Origin of the sequence: Flavobacterium pectinovorum (assembly GCF_006438875.1) — a bacterium.
Lineage (GTDB): Bacteria > Bacteroidota > Bacteroidia > Flavobacteriales > Flavobacteriaceae > Flavobacterium > Flavobacterium pectinovorum_A.
This window is the reverse complement of record NZ_RCZH01000007.1, coordinates 250,772-275,617: the sequence shown is the minus strand read 5'-3', so window position 1 is coordinate 275,617 and position 24,846 is coordinate 250,772. Positions and strand designations below refer to the sequence as shown.

The 24,846-nt window shown below is 33.1% G+C and carries 18 protein-coding genes; 6 read left to right on the top strand and 12 right to left on the bottom strand.

Features of this window, described 5'->3' with window-relative positions; translation table 11 throughout:
• Nucleotides 1-121: 121 nt before the first annotated feature.
• From EAH81_RS12630 to argS, 3 genes are all read right to left on the bottom strand, one after another.
• The gene (locus EAH81_RS12630) at nucleotides 122-1,645 is read right to left on the bottom strand and encodes a SusD/RagB family nutrient-binding outer membrane lipoprotein (protein WP_140507513.1); all 1,524 of its coding nucleotides are present in this window, start codon (nucleotides 1,643-1,645) and stop codon (nucleotides 122-124) included.
• Nucleotides 1,646-1,657: 12 nt separating this feature from the next.
• Nucleotides 1,658-4,885 carry a SusC/RagA family TonB-linked outer membrane protein gene (locus EAH81_RS12625; protein ID WP_140507511.1) on the bottom strand — a complete coding sequence of 1,076 codons (3,228 nt, stop codon included), beginning with the start codon at nucleotides 4,883-4,885 and terminating at the stop codon, nucleotides 1,658-1,660.
• A 542-nt stretch (nucleotides 4,886-5,427) separates the two neighbouring features.
• Complete coding sequence (argS, locus tag EAH81_RS12620) at nucleotides 5,428-7,209, bottom strand: arginine--tRNA ligase (RefSeq protein ID WP_140507508.1); 1,782 nt, start codon at nucleotides 7,207-7,209, stop codon at nucleotides 5,428-5,430.
• Nucleotides 7,210-7,532: 323 nt separating this feature from the next.
• On the opposite strand from argS, the gene EAH81_RS12615 reads away from it, so the two are divergent.
• The gene (locus EAH81_RS12615) at nucleotides 7,533-9,953 is read left to right on the top strand and encodes a TonB-dependent receptor domain-containing protein (RefSeq protein WP_140507506.1); all 2,421 of its coding nucleotides are present in this window, start codon (nucleotides 7,533-7,535) and stop codon (nucleotides 9,951-9,953) included.
• 86 nt (nucleotides 9,954-10,039) lie between these two features.
• On the opposite strand, the gene EAH81_RS12610 is transcribed toward EAH81_RS12615, so the two are convergent.
• The 3 genes from EAH81_RS12610 to EAH81_RS12600 form a co-directional block, all read right to left on the bottom strand.
• On the bottom strand, nucleotides 10,040-10,711 hold the full coding sequence (locus EAH81_RS12610; protein WP_140507503.1) for a copper homeostasis protein CutC: 672 nt from the start codon (nucleotides 10,709-10,711) through the stop codon (nucleotides 10,040-10,042).
• 208 nt (nucleotides 10,712-10,919) lie between these two features.
• On the bottom strand, nucleotides 10,920-11,243 hold the full coding sequence (locus EAH81_RS12605; protein WP_140507501.1) for a GIY-YIG nuclease family protein: 324 nt from the start codon (nucleotides 11,241-11,243) through the stop codon (nucleotides 10,920-10,922).
• 238 nt (nucleotides 11,244-11,481) lie between these two features.
• Complete coding sequence (locus EAH81_RS12600; RefSeq protein ID WP_140507498.1) at nucleotides 11,482-12,489, bottom strand: 3-oxoacyl-ACP synthase III family protein; 1,008 nt, start codon at nucleotides 12,487-12,489, stop codon at nucleotides 11,482-11,484.
• Between the two features lie 265 nt (nucleotides 12,490-12,754).
• On the opposite strand from EAH81_RS12600, the gene EAH81_RS12595 reads away from it, so the two are divergent.
• Entirely contained in the window at nucleotides 12,755-15,166 is a 2,412-nt protein-coding gene (locus EAH81_RS12595) for a prolyl oligopeptidase family serine peptidase (protein WP_140507496.1), read from the top strand.
• A 107-nt stretch (nucleotides 15,167-15,273) separates the two neighbouring features.
• Here EAH81_RS12595 and EAH81_RS12590 read toward each other — a convergent pair whose 3' ends face one another.
• The 3 genes from EAH81_RS12590 to EAH81_RS12580 all read right to left on the bottom strand — a co-directional run bounded on the left by EAH81_RS12590 (nucleotide 15,274) and on the right by EAH81_RS12580 (nucleotide 17,542).
• Entirely contained in the window at nucleotides 15,274-16,224 is a 951-nt protein-coding gene (locus EAH81_RS12590; RefSeq protein WP_140507703.1) for an ABC transporter ATP-binding protein, read from the bottom strand.
• Between the two features lie 105 nt (nucleotides 16,225-16,329).
• Nucleotides 16,330-17,022, bottom strand: coding sequence for an OmpA family protein (locus EAH81_RS12585; RefSeq protein ID WP_140507493.1), 693 nt, complete (start codon nucleotides 17,020-17,022; stop codon nucleotides 16,330-16,332).
• 16 nt (nucleotides 17,023-17,038) lie between these two features.
• Entirely contained in the window at nucleotides 17,039-17,542 is a 504-nt protein-coding gene (locus EAH81_RS12580) for a lipocalin family protein (RefSeq protein WP_170214134.1), read from the bottom strand.
• 204 nt (nucleotides 17,543-17,746) lie between these two features.
• On the opposite strand from EAH81_RS12580, the gene htpG reads away from it, so the two are divergent.
• From htpG to EAH81_RS12560, 4 genes are all read left to right on the top strand, one after another.
• Nucleotides 17,747-19,645: a molecular chaperone HtpG gene (htpG, locus tag EAH81_RS12575; protein WP_140507491.1), complete on the top strand. Its 1,899-nt coding sequence runs from the start codon at nucleotides 17,747-17,749 to the stop codon at nucleotides 19,643-19,645.
• Between the two features lie 209 nt (nucleotides 19,646-19,854).
• Nucleotides 19,855-20,682, top strand: coding sequence for a hypothetical protein (locus EAH81_RS12570; RefSeq protein WP_140507489.1), 828 nt, complete (start codon nucleotides 19,855-19,857; stop codon nucleotides 20,680-20,682).
• A 132-nt stretch (nucleotides 20,683-20,814) separates the two neighbouring features.
• Nucleotides 20,815-21,525, top strand: coding sequence for a DUF4369 domain-containing protein (locus tag EAH81_RS12565; protein WP_140507487.1), 711 nt, complete (start codon nucleotides 20,815-20,817; stop codon nucleotides 21,523-21,525).
• Between the two features lie 232 nt (nucleotides 21,526-21,757).
• Nucleotides 21,758-23,017 carry a hydroxymethylglutaryl-CoA reductase gene (locus tag EAH81_RS12560; RefSeq protein ID WP_140507485.1) on the top strand — a complete coding sequence of 420 codons (1,260 nt, stop codon included), beginning with the start codon at nucleotides 21,758-21,760 and terminating at the stop codon, nucleotides 23,015-23,017.
• A gap of 154 nt (nucleotides 23,018-23,171) precedes the next feature.
• On the opposite strand, the gene EAH81_RS12555 is transcribed toward EAH81_RS12560, so the two are convergent.
• The 3 genes from EAH81_RS12555 to EAH81_RS12545 form a co-directional block, all read right to left on the bottom strand.
• Nucleotides 23,172-23,630, bottom strand: coding sequence for a hypothetical protein (locus EAH81_RS12555; protein WP_140507483.1), 459 nt, complete (start codon nucleotides 23,628-23,630; stop codon nucleotides 23,172-23,174).
• A 152-nt stretch (nucleotides 23,631-23,782) separates the two neighbouring features.
• The gene (locus EAH81_RS12550) at nucleotides 23,783-24,181 is read right to left on the bottom strand and encodes a helix-turn-helix transcriptional regulator (RefSeq protein WP_140507481.1); all 399 of its coding nucleotides are present in this window, start codon (nucleotides 24,179-24,181) and stop codon (nucleotides 23,783-23,785) included.
• 48 nt (nucleotides 24,182-24,229) lie between these two features.
• The gene (locus tag EAH81_RS12545; RefSeq protein WP_140507479.1) at nucleotides 24,230-24,631 is read right to left on the bottom strand and encodes a helix-turn-helix domain-containing protein; all 402 of its coding nucleotides are present in this window, start codon (nucleotides 24,629-24,631) and stop codon (nucleotides 24,230-24,232) included.
• Nucleotides 24,632-24,846 lie beyond the last annotated feature (215 nt).

Below are 24,846 nucleotides of genomic sequence, written 5' to 3'. Positions count from 1 at the left end.
CCTGAAATTCAATCCAGACGGTGTACCCTTTTATGTTTTCTACTAAATGTTTACTAATCCAATATAATTTAAAACGATATAGGGATTTGTTTTAATACTTTATAAACGCAATAAAATGCATTTAATTTTTATCCCAGAATAATTTTGTTTTCAATTTATCGCCGCCAATTGCTGCAGCCGCAGCATTGTAATTTGCAGCATTCAAAGTTTGCTCTCTAATTGGATAAGTCATTCTTGACGGAATCTGACCTTCTGCAGAAGCATCAGCATTTGATGGCGGAACAAGAGCCGGAAAATTAAGTCTTCTTGTTGATGTCCAACCTTCAAATCCTCTATTGAATAATGCATACCAAGCTTGTTCACCAATTTTTTGTTGCCAGGTTCCTGTAGCAGTCGAATACGCAACAGTCGATTGAGCTAAATAAGTATCTATATCTGCTTGTATTATTCCCCAATCTTCCATAGATGCGGTAATTGCTTTTGTGTAATGAGATGCTGCATCTCCGCTTACTGCAACTCCTCTTTCAACGGCTTCAGCCAATAAAAATTCAATTTCGGCATAATCCATATAAGTTCCTTTAAAGTCCGGTGCCTGAATTTTATCGCTTACGTGGGTATATCTTGAATACGTATTTTTTACTCCCACAATACCACCTTTATAACCTGTTACAACAATTAAATCACCGGTGGGATTTGCAGGATCTATATCTTTATAAGTTTGATTAAAATAAGTTTTTGTTCGAGGATCATTTTTTGCTACCAACGCATCAACAAACGGTTTCGCTGGCACAAAATCATGTCTTCCCGAAGAAACCAACTCTACGTATATAGGATTTGTATTAGGAACATTTTTTTCATAAGATATTTTCGCATTGTCAGCATTTGTGCTAAAAACTCCTTTTGAAGCTGAAATAATAGCGGCATCTGCGATAGCGTCTTCCAAGCCGGAAGCTTTAAGGTTAATCCCTAATTTCAATTTAATACCATTTGCAAATTTTACCCATTGAGTCAAATTATCTTGATAAATGATATCTGCATCTCCAAAGCCAGGGTGCGAAGTATCGATGTTTGCAATATCATTATCAAGTCGTACAATTAAATCTTTATAAATATCTAATGCTTTATCATATTTTCCCAAATAATATTTCGATCCTTTGAATGCTTCAGAATATGGAACATCTCCAAAAGTATCAACCAAAATTTGGTACGAATAAACAATCAGAATATCAATCATAGCAAGCTGATTCTTTTTGATATTCATTTTAGCAGCAAACTGTGGATCAGAAGCAATAATAACCTCATTTTCTATAAAAACTTTTGCCTGAATTAAATCACCTAATGAACCATCCTTGACTGTACCGGCATAAAAAGCTCCCCAATGATTATCAGAAATCTTTCTGGTTGTCCATTGATAAACAGATTCATCTGTATAGGTGGTTTCTGTCCATTGCTGATTTACCAGTCTAAAGATGTTTTTGTTTACACTTGTATTTACTACCTGTTCTGCAATTCCTTTTGCTGCAGCTGTAAATAGTGACGAGGCTGGAGGTTTTGATGAGTTTTTCTCATCTGTATTTAAATCCGTTAAATCGCTGCAAGAGCTTATCAGAAATGTGATAGTTAAAAAATATATTATTTTTTTCATGTTTTTTCTTTATTAAAATTTTAACGTTAAGTTGAATCCAATATCTCTCGTTGTAGGTAAAGATCCAACCGAATAACCTCTCGATTTATTTCCCGATGACAATCCACTTTCAGGATCTGCATAAGGTAAATTTTTACTTATTATCCATAAATTTGAACCTAACAAACTTAAAGTCGCCGCGTTTACGAATGTTCTTTCAAAGACTCTTTTAGGAAAATTATACGAAATAGAAACTTCTCTTAATTTTACATAAGAAGCATCATAAATAAAAGCTTTCGTTGGTTCAGCAAGATATCCGTAATTGCTTGAATAAGCGCCCGGACCAGTTTTACCAGGTGTATCATTAGTGTTTACTGTCGAAACTGTGTTGGGGATACCATTAGGAGCTACACCTACATTTACAATACCGTTTTCTCTAACATTACCAGCTGCTGTTTCCGTATATAAACCATTGGCAAGTCCATAATACATATCTAATGAAAAGATATCTCCTCCTTTTTGAGTATCGATTAAGAAACTCATAGAAACATTTTTATAGGTCAGTTTATTTCTAACTCCTCCATTCCAATCTGGCGTAATATTTCCAATAGTATTGTCTGATGTACCAGAGATTAAATATTTACCCGTTTTTTGATCCACTGTTCGTTGACCATTTGTATATACATAATCTGTTCCTTTCAGACTTCCGTAAGCTTCCCCTTTAGTCGCATTAACTGTAACTCCTCCTTGAAAAGAAGCAATTTCAAGATTGTCTATATTACCTGGTAAAGAAATAACTTTACTCTTATTATTAGACCAGTTTATAGTTACATCCCAACTAAAACTCTCTGTTCTTACAGGAGTTCCGGTAACTTGAATTTCTAAACCGGAATTTTCAATGTTTCCACCATTAATCCATCCACCTGTATATCCAGAAGCTGACGGAACCGCTGCCGACGCAATTTGATCTACTGAGTTTGTTATATAATAGGTAACATCTAAACCTAAACGTCTGTTGAAAGTGCTTGTTTCTACACCTACTTCAAAAGATTTTGTTCTCTCGGGTTTAAGATCTTTATTTTTATTAACATTTGGCAAAATATACATTGGCTGCCCATTAAAATTAGGAATTCTGGTATACGTATTTATTAAACTTAAAGGCAATGCATCATTACCCACTTCTGCATAGTTTAATCTAAATTTCCCTAAGTTAAGCCAGTCTGCTTTTACTACATTTGAAAACAAAAATGATCCTGAAATTGCAGGGTATGTATATTTATTATTCCCTTTTGGTAATGTTGAAGAAGCGTCTCTTCTTATAGAAGCATCAATAAAATAGGTGTCCAAATATCCTAAAGAAGCTTGTGCATAAATACCATCTACTCCCCAATTGACTTTATCTTCAAGAGGAAAAGGCAGTTCAAATCTGGAATTAGAAAGAGCATACATTCCGGGAGTAACTAAACCTCCCATTGTAGAAGAAAGTATATTATCTCTATTGTTTCTTCTAATATTTGCTCCCACAACTCCTGTTAAGCTTAAATTTTCTCCGAATTTTTTATTGAAATTCAGCATAAAATCATAATTGATTTCCTGAAAATTAATGTCATATCGTTGATAACCGGAATTTTCATCAATTGGTGATAATCCAAAAATAGCCGCTGTAGATCCTACCGCTCTTCTCTCCTCTTGCAATTGTTTATAGGTATCCAGAGAGACCCTCCCTAATGCACTTAACCAAGGAGCTATTTTATAATCAAGTGAGGCATAACTAAATAAACGTGTTTTATTATCTGAAGAATAATTTTGATAACGACTAAAATAAGGATTATCCCAATATGCAGGTTTTAGTTCAGAAGCTGTTGGATCTGCCCAGTTCCAAGATATGTTTTGACCTCCTGACGCGTTGTAAACATTTTGCAATTCTTTTACATCAACGTTAGTTTGCCACCATTGTCGATATGATGACATAATATTATCACTATATCCTGTAGTATTTCTACCAACAGTACTTTGTAATGTTACTGCCGCATAAGCATTTGCTGTTAATTTATCAGTGATTTTTTGACTGAATCGGGCACTTAACTGATTTTTTTTCAACTCACTATTTGGCAATATTCCTGTTTGAAGTGTATTGACATAAGACATTGACAAACTTGATCTCTCAGTTGCTTTTTCAAGAGACAGACTGTTTGTATTTGTTATTGCTGACTTAAAAAAAGTAATCGGACCATTTTCGGCAGCACTCCATGCAGTAGATTTATTGTAGTTTTTTGAATATGGTGTAAAAGAATCCCATTGATAAACCTGATTTCCTGTAAATGGATCTCCATAAGAAGCGTCATTTGAAGTGTCTACTGTAGGTATTGCTTTTTCGTCAAGAAAAGAGGTGCCAAATCCGTAACCTCCTCCGTATTTATTTTGATATTTAGGAAACGTAGATTTATCAACTGTACCAACTGTCATAGTACTCGAAAAAGTGAAACCTACTTTATTATCGTCTCCTTTTTTTCCTTTTTTAGTAGTAACCATAACAACTCCGTTAGCAGCTCTGGAACCGTATAAAGCCGTTGCGGCAGCTCCTTTAAGAATATTAATGCTTTCAATATCTTCCTGATTAATATCTGCTACGTTATTACCATAATCATAACCACCTCTGCCTGTTTCCTGATCCGATTTGTTTGAACTTGAATTATCTACAGGAACTCCATCAATTACCCAAAGAGCCTGATTATTTCCTGTAAGAGACTTATTACCACGAATCACAACATTTGTAGACCCTCCAAAGTTGGTGTTTCTCGACACCTCAACTCCGGCAGCTTTCCCGGATAAAAGATTGGCCACGTTTGCATTTCCTGCCCCGCCATCTAAGTCTTTTCCTGAAATTTGCTGTGTTGCATATCCCAAAGATTTCTTTTCTCTTTTGACACCCATCGCAGTAGTTACTACAACTCCTTCAAGTTCTACAGAATCATCTTTTAATTTTACATTAATTACTGAAGAACTAGCCGTTACTTCTTGGGTTTTCATCCCAATATAACTAAATACTAAAATTTGGTTAGCTTCTGCCTTAATAGCATATTTTCCATCAAAATCAGTTTGTGCACCTGATTTGGTTCCTTTAACTAAAATGCTCACCCCTGGTAAAGGTATTCCGGCATTGTCGGAAACTGTCCCTGTAATTACTTTTCCTTGACCAAATGTCAATTGCAAAGCAAGTACAAAAACCAGTACTACAAATCCTTTTAATTTTTGTTTCATTATTTTGAGTTTTTGATTTAAGAGCGCAACTTATCACAAAAATATAATTTTAACAAGATTTTTATTTTATTTAATATTATAAATTATAATATAAATATTACAATTAACTTATTTTAATGATAAAATAGTAGTAGAAGTTGTTGGCCTTAAGAACCTTATCTTACAATCTTGAGTTATTTTTGTAAGAATAAATTAAAAATATGAAACCAAAATAAAAACATTAAAACTGTTATTTTTTTAAGTTTTCAGCAATTAACATGAATTATAAATTGCATTGAAAAGAATGTTTATTCGAATAAAAAAACCATCTAAAATTCAATTCAGATGGTTTTATCCTTTTATTACTTTCTTCTAAAAGCTTACTAATTCAAAATAGTTAAAAATAAATATAAGGGTGTTTTACTAATTACTAACCTAATTAAACCTGTAGCAAAAGTATTACAGAATATCATCTTAATCTGACACAATAAGTCATAAAAACAATAAAAAAAGCCAATAGTTTTTCAACTATTGGCTTTTATAATTTGTAATCATTTAGATTTTTACATTCTCTCCGGAACTTCTATTCCTAATAAAGTAAAGGCCGATTTAATAACTTCGGCTACCTTTTGAGAAAGCTGTACTCTGAATATTTTTTTGGTTAAATCAACTTCACCTAAAATATGAACAGATTGATAGAATGAATTATATTCTTTTACTAGATCGTAAGTATAATTTGCGATCAAAGCTGGACTATGATTATGAGCTGCATTTTGAATTACTTCGGGGAAAAGCTCGATTTGTTTTACCAATTCTTTTTCTTTCTCATGAAGCACTTCGACTCCGCTCAGTGTGACATTATAATCAAAATCAGCTTTACGAATAATAGATTGAATTCTCGCATATGTATATTGAATAAACGGACCTGTGTTTCCTGCAAAATCAACCGATTCTTCCGGATTAAATAAGATACGTTTTTTGGGATCTATTTTTAAGATGTAATATTTTAACGCTCCTAAACCAATTGTCTTATACAATTTAGCTTTCTCTTCTGCTGAATAACTGTCTAATTTTCCTAAATCTTCTGAAATTTGTTTTGCTGTATCGGTCATATCCTGCATCAAATCATCAGCATCTACAACAGTCCCTTCACGGCTTTTCATTTTTCCAGACGGAAGATCAACCATCCCGTATGATAAATGGTATAAATTTGAAGCCCAGTCAAAACCAAGTTTTTTTAGAATTAGGAATAAAACTTTAAAATGATGATCTTGTTCGTTACCAACGGTATAAATCATTCCCCCTACATCGGGCATATCTTTTACACGCTGAATTGCTGTTCCTATATCTTGCGTCATATAAACCGCAGTTCCGTCTGAACGTAAAACAATTTTACGATCTAATCCTTCATCGGTTAAATCAATCCAAACTGAACCATCGGGATCTTTTTCGAAAACACCGCTATCAAGACCTATCTTTATAACATCTTTTCCTAATAAGTAAGTGTTGCTTTCGTAGTAATATCTATCAAAATTAACTCCAAGATTAGTATAAGTAATTTCAAAACCAGCATAAACCCATTGGTTCATTTTGTTCCAAAGTTCCATTACTTTTTCGTCACCAGCTTCCCATTTCTTTAGCATTTCTTGTGCTTCAACAATAATTGGAGCTTGTTTTTTAGCTTCTTCTTCGGTTTTACCGGTTTCTATTAATTGATTGATTTCCCCTTTATAAGCTTTATCAAATTCAACATAATATTTCCCAACTAATTTATCTCCTTTTAAACCTGAACTTTGAGGAGTTTCTCCGTTACCAAATTTTTCCCAGGCCAACATCGATTTACAGATATGAATCCCACGATCGTTGATGATTTGCGTTTTATAAACTTTTTTACCTGAAGCTTTAATAATTTCAGCAACAGAATATCCTAACAAATTGTTACGAACGTGTCCTAAATGCAACGGTTTATTAGTGTTTGGCGAAGAATATTCGACCATTATTGCTTTATCCTCCGGATTAGGCGTTACATATCCAAACTTGCTATTGTCTTTTATTCCATTAAAGAAATTCAGATAATAACTATCTGCAATTACAATATTCAGGAAACCTGAAACTACATTAAAGCGAGACACTTCAGAAACATTTTCAACCAGATAGTTTCCAATTTTATTTCCCAATTCAACAGGATTGCTTTTGATCACTTTCAATAAAGGAAAAATTACCATAGTAATATCGCCCTCAAACTCTTTTCTGGTAGTTTGAAATTCGATTTTTTCAACAGTAACATCAAATAATGCTTGTATTGCTTTTTGTATAGAAGGAGTAAGAATTTGTGATAATGACATGTAAACTTATTTTTAAAGTGAGCAAAGATACTGCTTATTCATCAATTACAGAAAATGAAAAACATATAAAATACAAGAAAACGATTAGAATTTCTTAAAAAGCAAACTGTTCTGAATGTTAAAATTATCAAAAAATCAAAACACTAATCTCTTATAAAACAGGATATATAACTTAAAAGATATTTTTTATTTTAATTTTCTTGTAACATATCCATGATAAAAGAGTCTTAATAGGGACTTTAAATTTGTTTAAAGCAGAAAACTAAAAAAACAAAATAACAATCATCATCATCAATCAATCAAAAAAAATCAATTATTACAATATGAAACTAAAATTCTTTCTGTTTGCATTACTGGGTGTATTTGCAACAGCACAGGCCCAGAATGCAGGAACGGTCTCCGGAAAAATTACCGAAAAAACAAATAATGCACCAATTTCTTATGCTACCGTTTCTATCAAAGACAACGGAAAAGTAGTTACTGGAGTAAACACAGACGACAATGGTGATTTTACAATTAAAAATTTAGCCCTAAAAAGCTATACGATTGAAATTCAATATATTGGATTCAGAAAATATATTGGTACTGTTATTTTAAGTGATAATAAAAAAACAGCAACTGTTAATGTATCTCTTGAAGAAGAAGCTACTCAGCTTAAAGGTGTAAACATTGTTGCTGAACGCTCTACAATAGAACAAAAAATCGACAGAAAAGTAATTACCGTCGGGAAAGACTTAACGACTGCGGGCGCTTCTGCCTCTGATATTATGAGTAACATTCCGTCAGTAAACGTAGATCAGGACGGAAAACTTTCTCTTCGTGGAAACGACAATGTACGTGTTTTAATTGACGGAAGACCATCTAATATTGATCCTGCCCAATTATTGAAACAAATTCCATCGACTTCTATCAAAAAAATTGAGTTGATTACAAATCCAAGTGCAAAATACAATCCGGAAGGAATGTCTGGAATTATCAACATTATTCTACATAAAAATGCTAACACTGGTTTCAACGGAAGCTATAGTGGTGGCATTACCTTTGGAGAAACGGCTAAATACAATCAATCACTTGATTTGAATTACAAAACCGGAAAAGTAAATTTCTTTGGGAATGTGGGTGAAAATTTTGGAACTTATTTTAACAATGGAAGAATCCAACGATTAGATCAGGATGTTAACCAAAAATTAAAAATCTCTAATGATAATGATAACTATTTGTACAAAGTTGGTATGGATTATTTAATCGATGATCATAATACTTTATCTTTTTATACCAATCAAAATAAATCTACCGGAACCGGAATTGTATTAACTGATATTGATTATAATAACGGTGATCCGAATATTAAAAACATCTATCAAAAAGCAAGATACCAGGGACCTAATCAAACCGGGACTTATAATTTAGCTTACAAACACATCTTTAAAAAAGAAGGTCACACTTTAGATTTTGAAGGAAACTATAGTGATACTAAAGAAACTCAAAATGCAAGTTTTGATACTAAAACAACAAGTCCTAATAACACCTCTAACGATATTGTGTATAATGATGCTACAGGCGAGAAAAGAAAGCTAGGTACTTTAAATGTTGATTATGTAAACCCTTTGAACGACAAAACTACTCTTGAGGCTGGTGCCGAAGCCAGAATTACAAGAACAGATAATGATTACAATACCGGTAATCCGGCGGTTACTGATCCTAATAATCAAGCTTCTATTTATACATATGATACTGATATTTATTCGGCTTATGTGACTTTTGGTCAGAAATTCAAAAAATTCAGCTATCAGGTAGGAACTCGTTTTGAAAGTTACAAAGTAGTTGCAAATTTAAATTACGGTTATAAAACTTTTAATGATGATTACATCACGCTTTACCCTTCAGCTTATTTTACTTATAATCTAAACGAGAAAAACGTATTGCAATTAAGTTACAGTCGTCGTGTTGACCGTCCGAGTTTAGAGCAGACAAAACCTATTCGTGAGTTTTCTACCCCGCTGGTAACATCTTATGGAAATCAAGAATTAAGACCTCAGTTCACCAATTCTGTTGAAGTAAATTACACTAAAACTCTTGAAAAAGGAAGCATAACAGCAGGTGTTTTCGTAAGAAAAATTAACGATCAAATCAGCAGAACTTTAAGTCCTGATCCAAATGACGAATCAGGATATAAACAAATTTTAAGCTTTGCCAATTATGACAACAGTAGCTCTTATGGCTTTGATGTTTCATTAAATTATAAGATTACAAAATGGTGGGATATCCAGCCATCTATTGATTTTTCAAGTATAAAACAACATGGTGTAGTATTTGAATTTGATCCTGCAACGAAACTAAGTTCTCCGCTTGAACGCACTGTAACAACATCGGCATTTAATGCTCGTATGAACTCAAACTTCAAGCCTACAAAACGTTTAAGTTTTTTATTATTCGGTTTTTACAGAGGTCCAGTTGATGAAATTCAACAACACAGAAAAGAAATGTACAAAATGGACATAGGTTCACGTTATACATTGTTAGACAATAAGATGAATATAAGTGTACGTTTCAACGACGTTTTCAATACTATGAAATATGCTTTTGACGGAATCTACCCTTATCCTCAAACTGGTCAGTTTACATGGGAAAGTCAAACGGTTTATTTAGGATTGACATACAACTTTGGAGGTGGAAAAATCAAAAACCTGCAACGCAAACAAAGAGAAGATAACACTAATAAAGGTGGTGGTGGAATGTTTTAATCCCGCTTTTACTAGTAGATTTTAATAGTTCTTGTAGAAAAGAAAAGCCTGGAGTATGCCAACTCCAGGCTTTTTTATTTGATATTTTATAAAAAGTCTTTTAATTCTTTTATCTCTTCCGGATTTGCAGTTTCTGAATTATCTGTTATAGCCGATGAATGATAAAAAGTTGGTTCCAGTTTATCCTGTAATAATTTAATATTGGAGGATCGCAAACCTCCGCCAGGCATAATCTCGATTCTGTCTTTGGCAAGTTTCTGAATCATTTCCAAATCGTCAATTCCTTCTTCAACATTTTTTCCTCTGCCAGAAGTTAGAATAGTACTAAAACCACAAGCAATTACATCTTCCAGCCCTTGTTCTATAGCATTAACCACATCAAAAGCACGATGAAAAGTACACGACAGCGGACTTGCTAAATTTACCAATTCCTGGTTTTGCTTTTTATTGACACTGCCATCAGAATTCAGAATTCCAAAAACAAACCCATCAACTCCCAATTTCTTAAATTGTTTTATGTCTTGTTTCATTTCTGTAAACTCCTCATCGGTATAAACAAAATCTCCACCTCGAGGTCTTATGATGACATGCATTTTTATTGTTATATTTTCTCTTACTTTTAGTGCTAGAATATAATTAGGAGTTGTTCCGCCAAGTTGCATATTTTCGCACAGTTCAATTCTGTCTGCACCGCTTTCTTGTGCAATTATTGCCGATTCGTAATTGAAACAGGCTATTTCTAATTGATTTTTTTTCATTTTTTTATTTTAAAAGAAGGCACTTCTAATCTACTTATTCGGAATCTACTGTCATCCTGAGCGAAGTCGAAGGCGTGCCAATTGGAACAGGGACTTCGACTTCGCTCAGCCTGACAATACGACTTCGTTCAGACTGACAAATATTGAGTACAAAGTATTCATTAAAACCTAAGTGTCACCCTGAGCGAAGTCGAAGGCAAATTTACTACTAAATCTTCTTTTTATTATAATTTTTAAAGTGAGTTTCGTTCAAACATTCTGATAGCTTTTTCAAATCTTCCCAATTATCAGCTATAATTGCCTCTTTCTTTTTCCTACTCCAACCTTTTACTTGTTTTTCAAATAAAATAGCCTGATTTACATCATTAAACTCCGTGCAAAACACTAATTCAAGTGGCTTTTTATTATAAGTGTAACTTTCCTTATTTAAACCAAAATTGTGTTCATTTAATCTCCTCTCTATATCATTTGTAACTCCAGTGTAATAACTATTATCGGAGCATTTTAAAATATAGACATAATATCTTTTCATTTTGTGATTACTTTAAATTAGAATAAGTTTTGATTTTCTGATTAACAAATTTAAAAGTAAGAAAAATATTTCAAACAATAAATACGGATGATACTATTATCCACGTTTTAATATGTCTTCCTGAGCAAAGGCTCAACAATTGGAACGGGGGCTTCGACTTCGCTCAGCCTGACAAATGTGCATAAAAAAACCTGCTCCAAAAGAGCAGGTTTTAAAATATAATGCAAGATGAATTAATTTACCATTTAATAATAGCACTTGCCCAGGTAAAACCACTACCAAAAGCAGCCAAAACAACTGTATCTCCTGATTTGATTTTTCCTTGTTCCCAAGCTTCTGTCAAAGCAATTGGAATAGAGGCTGCAGTTGTATTTCCGTATTTCTGGATATTATTATGCACCTGATCATCCGTCAATTTGAATTTATTCTGAATGAATTGTGAGATTCTCAAATTTGCCTGATGCGGAATCAACATATCGATATCCGAAACTTGTAAACCATTTGCTTCTAAACCTTCGTTGATTACCTCAGCAAAACGAACTACTGCATTTTTAAATACAAATTGTCCATTCATATAAGGATAATAACTTTCGTCATTCGGGTCATTATCAGCTAAAATATCCGTTACCCAACGTGCTCCCATTCCAGGTGCCTGCAAAGCTAATTCCTCCGCATGCTGTCCTTCTGAATGTAAGTGTGTTGATAAAATTCCTTTTGTCAAATCTTCTTCACGGCTTAAAACTGCCGCTCCTGCTCCATCTCCAAAAATTACCGAAACTCCACGTCCGCGGGTTGTCATATCTAATCCTGTTGAATGAACCTCTGAACCAATCACCAAAATGTTTTTATACATTCCGGTTTTAATATATTGATCTGCAACAGAAATTGCATAAACAAATCCTGAACATTGATTTCTAACATCTAATGCTCCTACAGTTCTCAATCCTAAATCACGCTGTACCAAAACTCCAGGCCCTGGAAAATAGTAATCCGGACTTAATGTAGCAAAAACTACAAAATCGATATCTTCTTTGGCAACGCCAGAACGTTCTATAGCAATTTTAGCTGCTTTTACTCCCATCGTTGTTGTGGTATCTTCTCCACGAATGATATGTCTGCGCTCTTGAATTCCTGTTCGCTCCTGAATCCATTCATCATTGGTATCAATAAGTTTGGACAAATCATCGTTGGTCACAACATTTGAAGGAACATAATATCCTAAGCCCGTTATTTTTGAATGATACATATTCTTTTATTATTTGTTAAAAAATTGGATTGCAAATTTAAGTATTGTTTAAAACATAAGGGTACAAATTACTCTTTTTTTCGTAATTAGCAATTTAATATACTTTAATTATCAAACCTATTAAAGTAAGTTCTCTTTTGAAAAATCAGTTTTTGCCCCAAAACAATGAAAAGTATGAAAAATAACGCATAAAATGTAACAAGAGTAAACTACCTTAGACAAACATTTATGAGTACCACTTTTTCAAACCCCTAAAATTCAAATTATGAAATTAAAGGTTACATTATTCTTATTTTTAAATATTGGTTTCTTCGCTTTTGCTCAAGAAAACTTAACGTATCAAAAACCATCTAAATCAATTTTAGATTTAGCCGATTATGAAAGAGCTCCGACAGTATCAATGGATACTAAAAAAGAAAATATACTCTTATCATACGGGAATACCTATAAAACATTAGACGATTTAAATCAGGAAGAACTTCGTTTAGGAGGTTTAAGAATCAATCCTGTTACGAATATTTCGAGCACGGTTACTTATATTATCAATCTTAAACTAAGAAAGATAAGTGGTAAAGACGAAATTCAAGTTACCGGTTTGCCAAACAATCCTAAGATAAGTAACATCCTTTGGTCACCAAACGACAAGAAGATTTTGTTTTCGCATACAACAGCTTCAGGTGTTGAACTTTGGGTACTGGATGTTGCATCGGCGCAAGCTACAAAATTGACAGAAGCGACTGTAAATGCAAATCTTGGGAATCCGTTTAGCTGGTTTTTAGACAATGAAACTATTTTGGTAAAAATGCTTCCAAAGGATAGAAAACCTCTTTTAGATTCTAAAAAAGATTTACCAACCGGACCAATTATCTCTAATACTTCCGGAGAAAAATCTCAAAACAGAACGTATCCTGATATGTTGAAAAACAAAAACGACGAAGTTAATTTCGAAAACATCATAACATCTGAATTATACAAAGTAAACATTAACGGAAATGCCGTTTTATTTAAAGAAGCTGCAATGTTTGCGGGAGAAAAAATCTCTCCTGACGGCAACTACATTATGTTGACTACAATTCAGAAACCATTTTCATACGTTGTTCCTTTAAGCAGATTTCCATCTAAGTCAATTGTTTACGACATAAGAGGAAAAGAAATTAAAACGGTTAATGAAGTTCCGTTGAACGAAATTATCCCTAAAGGTTTTATGGCAGTTCGAAAAGGAAAAAGAGAAATGGCGTGGAGAAATGACAAACCTGCAACTTTATCGTATGTTGCAGCTCTTGACGAAGGTGATCCGGCAAACAAAGTCGACTTTAGAGATGAAGTTTTTCTTTGGGATGCCCCTTTTACAACCGATGCAACTTCATTGGTAAAAACACCTCAGCGTTATTCTGATGTTGTTTGGGGTAATGACAATATTGCTTTTATTAAGGATGAATGGTATGATACCCGTAATACCAAAACGTATTTAATTAATCCTTCAAATCCAAGCCAGCAAGCAAAAGTAGTTACAGATAGAAATCAACAAGATGTTTATTCGGATCCGGGTATTTTTGAAACAAAAAAGAATGAATATAATAAATATGTTCTTGCGATAGAAAAAGATAATACTTACAGAATTGGTGACGGATATACTAAAAACGGTCAGTTTCCTTTTATAGATGAGTTCAATCTAAAGACGTTACAATCCAAACGTATTTATACTTCTTCTTATAAAGATAAAAAAGAAGATCTACTGGAAATTGAGGATTTCAGATCTGGTAAAGTTTTGGTTCAGATTCAGTCTAAAAGTGAATATCCGAATTATTACTTTAGAAATATTAAAAAACAAAACAGCTTAACTCCTATTACAACTTTCAAAAATCCGTTTGAAAGTATTAAAGATGTTAGCAAAGAAGTGATCAAATACAAACGTAAAGATGGATTGGAACTTTCCGGAACTTTATATCTTCCGGCTGGTTATGATAAAGTAAAAAAAGAAAAACTACCATTATTGATCTGGGCTTATCCCGCAGAATATAAAGACCGAAATAGTGCTGGACAATCAACTCAAAACTCAAACGAATTTACTTTTCCTTATTACGGATCTTTTGTGTATTGGGTAACTAAAGGTTATGTGGTTCTGGACGATGCCGCTTTCCCAATTATTGGCGAAGGTACTACGGAACCTAACGATAACTTTATCTCTCAATTGGTAGATAATGCCGAAGCTGCAATTAATGCAGTTGATGCTTTAGGTTATATTAATCGCAAAAAAGTAGCTATTGGAGGACATTCTTATGGCGCTTTTATGACGGCTAATTTATTAACGCATTCTAATTTATTTGCCTGCGGAATTGCAAGAAGTGGTGCTTACAACAGAACCTTGACTCCGTTTGGTTTCCAGAGCGAGCAACGTAATTACTGGGAAGTTCCGGATGTTTACAATGCAATGTCTCCGTTTATGAATGCGGATAAAATGAAAACTCCAATTTTATTGGTTCATGGCGAAGCCGATAATAATCCGGGAACTTTTACTTTGCAGACTGAACGTTATTTTCAGGCTTTAAAAGGTTTAGGAGCGCCTGCAAGAATGGTGATTTTACCTAAAGAAGCACATAGTTATGTGGCTAAAGAAAATATTCTACATTTACTTTGGGAACAAGATCAATTTTTAGAGAAGTATTTGAAAAACTAATAACAAGAACTAATTTATACAACAAACCCGATAGTTTTTTAAACTATCGGGTTTGTCATTTTATAGATAAAAGAATTATCTAATTTTTTAATTGGCACATTCTCTAATTATAGATAATTTAAACCTAGAAATATTTCCTGTTCAAGAGGCAAATCGATTTCACTTTCAAAAAATACCAGTTGTCTTTTATAAACTGTTTCTATCAAAAAATGATTTCCTCTAAAATAAGTTCTTCTGATTTTTACCGGTAAATTAGACTCTGTAACCATTTTAAACTGATGCGGATAAACCAAAGTTTTATGCGTCTCATCTTCATAAGGAACCAATAAATGCGTTGGAATTTCATTTACTTCTCCAAAAAGTGATGCTACATATTTAGTTTCCGGATCTTCGTAGATTTTAGTTGGATCACCTTTTACAATAACTTCTCCGTTGCGCATTACAATCGCTTCATCTGCAAATGACAAAGCATCTGTACTATCATGCGTTGCGATGATGCAGGTAATTCCTTTTTGTTTTAAGTATCGAAATAAATTTCGGCGTAAAGCATTTTTTCTAAAAGCATCAATTTGGCTAAAAGGTTCGTCCAGCAAAATCACTTCCGGTTCTAATGCCAAAACCCTTACTAAAGCTACTCTTTGTTGTTGTCCTCCACTTAAAAATTTTGCTTTTACATTAGAAAATGATTCCATTTCGACCATCTCTAATAATTCCTGAACACGAAGTTTTTTCATGTTTGCAAAACCATTCGAAAGGAACTTCCCAACATTTTCGGCTACAGTTTCAAAAGGGGACAAATCAAAATCCTGAGCCAGATATTTCATATAAGGCATTCCGGGAATTAAATTATATTTTGGACCTAAAATGGGCTTTTCATTATAAAAAATCTTGCCTTCATCTAAATCATATAAACCGTACATTAATTTAAGAAGCGTACTTTTTCCGCAGCCGCTCTCCCCTATAATGGCAATATTATCGCCTTTATTTATAGTAAAAGAAACGTTTTTTATAACAGGGTTTTCGGTATACGAAAAAGAAATATTTTGAATGTCGAGCATGGGTTGTATTTGAAAGTCCAAATTTACAATGTTTAATTTCTAAAGTCAAAAAAAGCTGCTTCAATTACGAAACAGCTTTTAAGAAATTTTATTGCGTTTGAAAACTTATTTTCCAGATTGTGCTTTAGCATCATTTACCATTTTGTCATTTGCAGTAATTGAAAACTCTACACGACGGTTTTGTGCTTTTCCTTCCGGAGTATCATTTGTTGCAATTGGATCAGCGATTCCTAAACCAGAAGTTTTGAAACGGCTTGATTTTAATCCTTTTGAAACTAAATAAGCCTGAACAGAAGCAGCTCTTTGTCCTGAAAGTGTCAGGTTATATTCTGGTTTTCCTGTATTATCAGTATAACCAAAAATTTGAATATCAGTATCTCCGTACTCGTTAAATACAGGAACTAATTTATCTAAATTTGCTTTTGCTGTAGAAGTCAAAGTTGATTTATTAGTATCAAAACGAACAGAATTTTCATTTAATGTTAAGTGAATTCCTTCCCCTACTCTTTCTACAGAAGCTCCAGGTAAAGCCTGATCGATTTCACGGGCTTGCTTGTCCATTTTGTTTCCAATAAGCGCACCGGTTCCACCACCAACGGCAGCACCAATTGCAGCACCTAAAGCAGCATTATGTCCACCTAAATTATTTCCTAAAATACCTCCAATAAGAGCACCTGCAGCAACTCCTATCCCAGCACCTTTTTGTGTATTATTTGCGTTCTTTACCGAATCGCAACTTATAAAAAAGCTACTTAATACAAGTAAACTGCTTAAACCTAAAACTGATATCTTTCTCATCTTATATATTTTTATATTAATTAGCTCTTTGAAATTGGTAAGTTACATCCTTAACTTGTCCACCAACATTAATATTGTCGATTAACTGAAATGAATTATCTGATAATCCGGCAACTTTAAGTAAATATCCTGATTTTACATTTTTGGATTTCAATCCCGGATCTACAATTTTAAGTACTAAAAGCCCCTGATTGTTTATACTCCAAACAATTGGAGAAGTAAAAGCGGTACAACTTGGCGCAGTCAGAGTCATAGTCCCTTTATTATTATTTGAAATAAAGTTCCATGTACTTCCAATAAAACATTTAGAATCTGCAAGATCAAAAGAATTTACTTTGATGTATTCAGAACCAGGGTAAGAAACATTGGTTAACACCCAATTTCCTTTAAGCGCTACTTGAGTAGGTCTGTCAAGTTTAGTCGATAGCGTAGTTGCTTCAGTTGAAGCTGTTGTAGACGAAGCTGATTTACACGCGAAAAACATCGTGGCGATCATGCAAATGAAAATAACTTTCTTCATTTTGTACATTTTTTTTAAGTTAATACTGACACGTTTAACAATCATTATACCACAAAGATACAATTCATAGGAATATCTTGGGTTCCAAAATCTAATTATTTTCTTTCAAAATTAACACTTACGCCATTTTGTCACCCAAAAAACAATTGGTATTCTATTTGAAGAAATGAGTATCATCACATTAAACTAAAAATTAAAATAAATATGACAACAGGTAAAATTAATGTTTCGGTAGAAAACATCTTTCCCTTAATCAAAAAGTTCTTGTATAGCGATCACGAAATTTTCTTGCGTGAGCTAATTTCAAACGGAACTGATGCTACTTTAAAATTAAAACACCTAATTAGTATTGGCGAAGCTAAAGTAGAATTCGGAAATCCGATAATCGAAATCAAAATTGATAAGGAAGGAAAAAAAATCCACATCATTGACCAAGGTTTAGGTATGACAGCTGATGAAGTTGAAAAATACATCAATCAGGTTGCTTTTTCAGGAGCCGAAGAATTCCTTGACAAATACAAAGATTCTGCTAAAGATTCTGGAATTATTGGTCATTTTGGTCTTGGTTTTTATTCTGCATTTATGGTTGCAGAGAAAGTAGAAATCATTACAAAATCATACAAAGATGAGCCAGCTGCACATTGGACCTGTGACGGAAGCCCTGAATTTACTTTAGAGCCTGCTGACAAAACTTCACGTGGTACAGAAATCATCTTGCATATTGCCGAAGATTCTCTTGAATTTTTAGAAGATTCTAAAATCAGTGGATTATTGAATAAGTATAATAAGTTTATGCCTATTCCAATTAAATTCGGAACAAAAAAAGAAAAAATTGAGCAAAAAAAGGGTGAAGAAGTTGCTCCCGAAGATGTAGATAATATTTTTACAGAAGTTGAAGTTGACAATATCATCAACAACCCTAATCCAGCCTGGACGAAACAGCCAACTGAATTATCTGATGAAGATTATAAAAGTTTCTACAGAGAATTGTATCCAATGCAATTTGAAGATCCATTATTCCACATTCATTTAAATGTAGATTATCCGTTTAACTTAACCGGAATTTTGTATTTCCCTAAGTTAGGTTCAGACATGCAAATTCAGAAAGACAAAATTCAATTGTACCAAAATCAGGTTTACGTTACAGATAACGTAGAAGGAATTGTACCTGAATTTTTGACTATGCTAAAAGGTGTAATTGATTCTCCTGATATTCCTTTGAATGTTTCTCGTTCCGGTTTACAAGCTGATGGTGCGGTTAAGAAAATATCTAACTATATCACTCGTAAAGTTGCTGATAAACTAAAAGCTTTATTCAACGAAAACCGTGCTGATTTTGAAGCTAAATGGAATGATATTAAAATCGTTCTGGAATACGGAATGCTTTCTGAGGATAAATTCTACGAAAAAGCTGGTGCGTTTGTATTATATCCAACAGTTGACGATACGTACTTTACTCTTGAAGAATTAAAAGAGAAGTTAAAAGACAATCAAACAGATAAAGACGGAAAATTGGTTGTTCTTTATGCTGGAAACAAAGATGCACAACACTCTTATATTGAAACAGCAAAAGAAAAAGGATACGAAGTTTTACTTTTAGATTCACCAATTATCTCGCACTTGATTCAAAAAATCGAAGGTGATAATAAAGATGTAACTTTTGTTCGTGTAGATTCTGATCATGTTGATAATTTAATCAAAAAAGATGAAAACACGATTTCTAAATTATCTGATGAAGAAAAAGAAATTTTAAAAACTTCATTAGAAGCTTATATTCCAAAAGCATATTCTGTACAATTGGAAGCTATGGATAGTCAAGCTGCTCCGTTCATTATCACGCAACCGGAATTTATGCGTAGAATGAAAGAAATGAGTCAGTCTGGCGGTGGCGGAATGTTTGGAATGGGAAATATGCCTGAAATGTATAACTTGGTTGTAAATACCAATTCTGATTTGGCAACAAACATTTTAAATACTGAAGACAAAACACATCAGGAACATTTGGTAAAACAAGCTTTAGACTTAGCAAAATTATCGCAAAACCTATTAAAAGGGGAAGCTTTGACTGCTTTTGTAAAAAGAAGTTTTGAAATGATTAAATAAGATTTCCGACTGTATAAGTCTATACTATTAAAAAGTCCTGTAAGTTTAACTTACGGGACTTTTTGTTTTACTGCAAAAGTGAATGAAACATTAAAAAATAAAAATATGCTGTAAAATCCTATCAGTTTAGCTGATAGGATTTTTTTATTGCAATTCATTTTTTTTGCTACATTTGAAATGCCTTTTATCTAACATAAACAAAAACCATTATGAAAAAACCAATCTTTTTATTTCTAGCAGTTTGTGCAACAGCACTAACTTATATTTCTTGTTCTAACAATGACAGCGTTGTTGAACAAACGGATGTAACCGCAGTTGGAGCCTCTGTTGCGATTGACGCCGCAAACGAAATGGACATTAGCACAGGATTACTTGTAACAACACCAACTGCTTCAACCGGAAAAACAACCGAAACTCCACCAGCAGGAATTTGCGCTACAATCACAGTATCTCCAACAACAGATACTTACCCAAAAGTATTTACTGTAGATTTTGGAACTGCAGGCTGTACAACCAACCAACTTACACGAAAAGGAAAATTAAAAATTACACTTACCGGTCCTGTAACTACTACCGGAAGTAAAATGACAATCGAAAGAATTGACTATTCGATCAATGGATTAAAACTGGAAGGAACTATTGAATACACCAACACTACAACCGTTCCAACTGTACCACAATGGACTAGAAAAGTAACGAATGGAAAACTTACCGATACACAGGGAAGAATCTTTACAAATTCTGGCATACACACTATAAAACAGACTGCAGGTGTTGATACTCCTTTTTTATTAGATGATAATGTATATGAAATGATTGACGGAAATCACACTGTAACTTCTGAAAAAGGAGGAACTTTAACATTGACCGTTCTGGAAACATTGGTAAAGAAATATTCTTGTATGTTTGTTTCTAAAGGAAAACTAAAAGTTCAGGGAGGATTTTTAAACGGAGTTGTTGATTTTGGAAACAACGATTGTGATAGCAAATACACCTATACTCACGAAAATGGAACTGTATACAATTTAGGAATGTAACAGAATTTTCTTCTATAAATAACATAAATCCCAATTTAAAAATAGATTGGGATTTATTTTTTGCAAAATTTAACATCTACTTCTATACATTCAAACTATTTTCTTTATTTTGCAGCAAAATCTAAAAACCCAATGAAAAAATCAATTATTGCCTTTGTTACTCTCGCTGTATTAGCATCTTGTAGCAAAAAAGAATCGGCTGACAACTTACATATTACCGGAAATATAAAAGGATTAAAAAAAGGAACTTTATATATTCAGAGAATTGTTGACACTTCTCTTGTTGCTATTGACAGCATCAAAATCGACGGAAATTCAGCCTTTGAAAGCGATATAAAATTAAAATCTCCTGAAATGCTGTATTTATTCCTGGATCGCGGAGTAACCAATTCGTTAGACAATAACATCTTATTTTTTGCAGAGGCAGGAAACATCAACATTGATACTAATTTGGACAATTTTATTTCCAGTGCTAAAATCACAGGATCTAAAAATCAGGAATTGTACGAGCAATATCAAAAAATAAATTCTCGTTTTATTGATGAAAATCTTTCTTTGGTTGAACCAAGATTTAAAGCTTTAAAAAGACAAGATCAAAAAGCGGTTGATAGTATTGACGCAAAACAATCTTCAAATATCAAAAGAAAATATCTATATGCTACAAACTTTGCTATCAATAACAAAGATCACGAAATAGCACCTTATATTGCTTTAGCGGAAATTTATGACATTAACATCAAATTTCTTGATACTATTGAAAAATCAATGACTCCAAAAGTAGCTCAATCACTTTATGGAAAAAAGCTAACAAAATACATTGCCGACCTTAAAAAACAGCAATAAAAAATAACATACAATACTAAAAACCAACAACTTAAACCCAAAAAGTTGTAGTGTCATAAATACATTAATCCTGTTTTATTATTAGAACAGGATTTTTTATTGCCCATTTTTTAAAATATTGACATTAAAACCACAAAATATTGACACTTAGATAATTCCGATTAAAAACGTCAGAAATTTCAGCAATACAATTTTTATTTGTAATAACTTAGCTTCATAAAACAATAATCTTATGAAGAATCCACCTAGCATTATCAGTCGTGCAAAGTATGATTTTATCGATTCCTCTACGATCGAAAAAATAGAATCATACCATTCTAAACCTATTTTAGAATCACAAAAAATTCCTTTACAGGATCCGTACACCTTAAATGGTCAAAAATTGCGTTTAAATTTTATTCGACAACAATTAAAAACAAATGTTGATTATCTAGCCGGAGATAAAATATTTGACGATAATGAAAGCCTAAAAGGCAATATTGAAAACTATATAGGAATGAGCCAAATTCCCACCGGAATTATCGGGCCATTAGTAATTAATGGCAGTAACGCTCAGGGAATTTTCTATGTTCCTATGGCTACTACTGAAGGAACTCTGCTTGCATCCTACAGTAGAGGCGCAAAAGCCTGTAGAGAATCCGGAGCAATTACTGTTATCACTCTGCAAGAAGGCTTACAAAGAACACCTACTTTTAAATTTAAAAACCTAATTGATCTTGGAAAATTTGTATCGTGGGTTCTGGAACACAAAGAAACTTTTGCTACAATAACCCGAGAGTCCAGTAATTATGCAATACTAAATGATGTAGGTATAAATATAGAAGGAAATATTCTTATCATAAAATTCGAATATACATCAGGTGATGCGTCAGGTCAAAACATGACTACTATATGTACTGATAAAATATGCAAGTACATCGTAGCCAACTGTCCCGTTGAGCCAGTTTTCTGGACTATCGAAGGTAATACTTCCGGAGATAAAAAAGCAACTTCATTAACCAAGCGCGTTAGAGGAAGAAAAATAACTGCCGAAATTACATTACTAAAAGAAGTTGTCCAATCTGTATTGAAAACAACTCCGCAACTATTATATCGGCAATGGAGAATAAATGTTTCAGGAGCTGTAAAATGTGGCAGTATAGGTACCGGTATGCATCCAGCCAATGCTATTGCCGCTTTATTTATTGCCTGCGGACAAGACGTAGCTTGTACAGGTGAAGCTTCTACTGCTATTACGAGAATAGAAATCGATGATAATGGAGATTTATATTGCGCAATCACAATGCCTAATATAATTGTAGGAACAGTTGGCGGCGGAACCTCTTTTCCCACACAAAAAGAATGCTTACAATTAATAGATTGTTACGGTCCGGGAAAAAGCGGTAAACTTGCCGAAATTGCAATTGCCTTATGTTTAACAGGTGAAATTTCAATTATGGCAGCCATGTCAGCGGGACAATTTACAGCTGCCCATCAAAAATTTGGACGATAATATTCCTTCCAAAATACACTAAACAAATATCAAATTAAAAAAATCATTCGACATAAAGAATTAATCCTATTTATGCGAAAAGAGGTTGCCTGAAAACAGGCAACCTCTTTTTGTTATATAAATCTTTGATTTCAAAAACACATTGTCTCTTAATTTATCTTCCTAACAAAGCGCCCAAAATTGCAACCACAAATATAAGTCCATACAATACCATGATAGCCAACATTAGAATACCAATAAATTTATAGTGTGATTTTAGATATCCCAAAGCATTGGTTAATGCTTCAGAATCGTTATCTCTAAAAGCTCTTTTGGCATTTACGGCAAATTTATTTAGATAATAGATCGGGAAAAAGTAAATAGCTGCAATAAAAACATACACAAATGCCATTATTATTCCAAAAGAACCGCCCAATCCGCCCATTCCCGGCATAGCACTTCCCATTGACGAAAAAATACTTCCTGCAAAAACAGCTAATAAAAGCATAAGCCCAATTCCTACATAGCCTATAATCGATAAGATATAAGCCCATTTTGCGGTTTCTTTCAAAAAGTCTCTTGCAGTTTGGTCTAACTGCAACTCAAATTTTTCAAATACAGAAGTTTCTTCCATGTTTATTATGTTTTTTGGTTAAGCAACAAACATAAGAAAAACATTGTTATAATATCCATCTAAATAAATTCCAAATTCCAATAATTTCATAATGCAAAAAAGAGGTCCTTATAGACCTCTTTCTTATTATTGATATATGTTTTATTAAAAGACTATTTCTCCTTTAGTAATTTTTCTAAATATTCAACTTTTTCTTTTTCAGCAAGAACCAAACGTTCGTAAAGCTCTACGACTTTATCTAATGGATTAAAGGAACAATTGTTTGATTGTATTGCTCCATTACTATGACTAAAATCATTGTCATATATAGTATTGAAATAATTAATAACTGCATCTTCTGAGAAATTTTTGATTGCTTCTACAGTTACACCAAGCGCTTTTGCAATTTCTACAAGTTTAGCATCTTCTATCGTTTCACTGTTTTCAATAGCCGAAACTGCTTGTTGGTTTGTCCCTAAAGCTTGCGCCAAAGCTTCTTGTTTCATATCTCGAAGTTCACGAATACGGCTAATTTTTCGCCCTATATGATTTGGTTTTGCTAGTGTGCTCATAATTCAAAGATAATGATTAAGTGTAATAACAGCAATAATTAAAAAGACCTATTTCTCCTTTAGCAATTTTTCTAAATATTCATTTTTCTCTTTTTCAACCTGAACTAAACGTTCGTAAAGTTCTACAACTTTATCAAGTGGATTAAATGAGCACTGATGATTTTGACTGAAAGCTCCTTGACTATTGCTAAAATCAGTGTCATTAAATGTGTTGAAATAATTAATCATATTTTCTTCCGAGAAATTTTTGATTGCTTCTGCAGTTACACCAAGAGCTTTTGCAATTTCTACAAGTTTATCTTCGTCAATTGTTTCACTGTTTTCAATAGCCGAAACTGTTTGTTGGTTTGTCCCTAAAGCTTGCGCCAAAGCTTCTTGTTTCATATCTCGAAGTTCACGAATACGGCTTATTTTTCGCCCTATATGATTTGGTTTTGCTAGTGTGCTCATAATTCAAAGATAATGATTAAGTGTAATAACGGCAATATGTAAGAAACATATTTAACGATGTAAGATACTTACAAAAATACAATTTTTCGAACAAGTACAGTTTTGTTTTAGATTTTAAAACACAATCTTGTCCTTGCTTCGAAATGATAAATTACATAAAATCAACTATTTTTTCGGAGCTATTTCCTGCTATCCGTTTCAATCTTTTGTTCCAT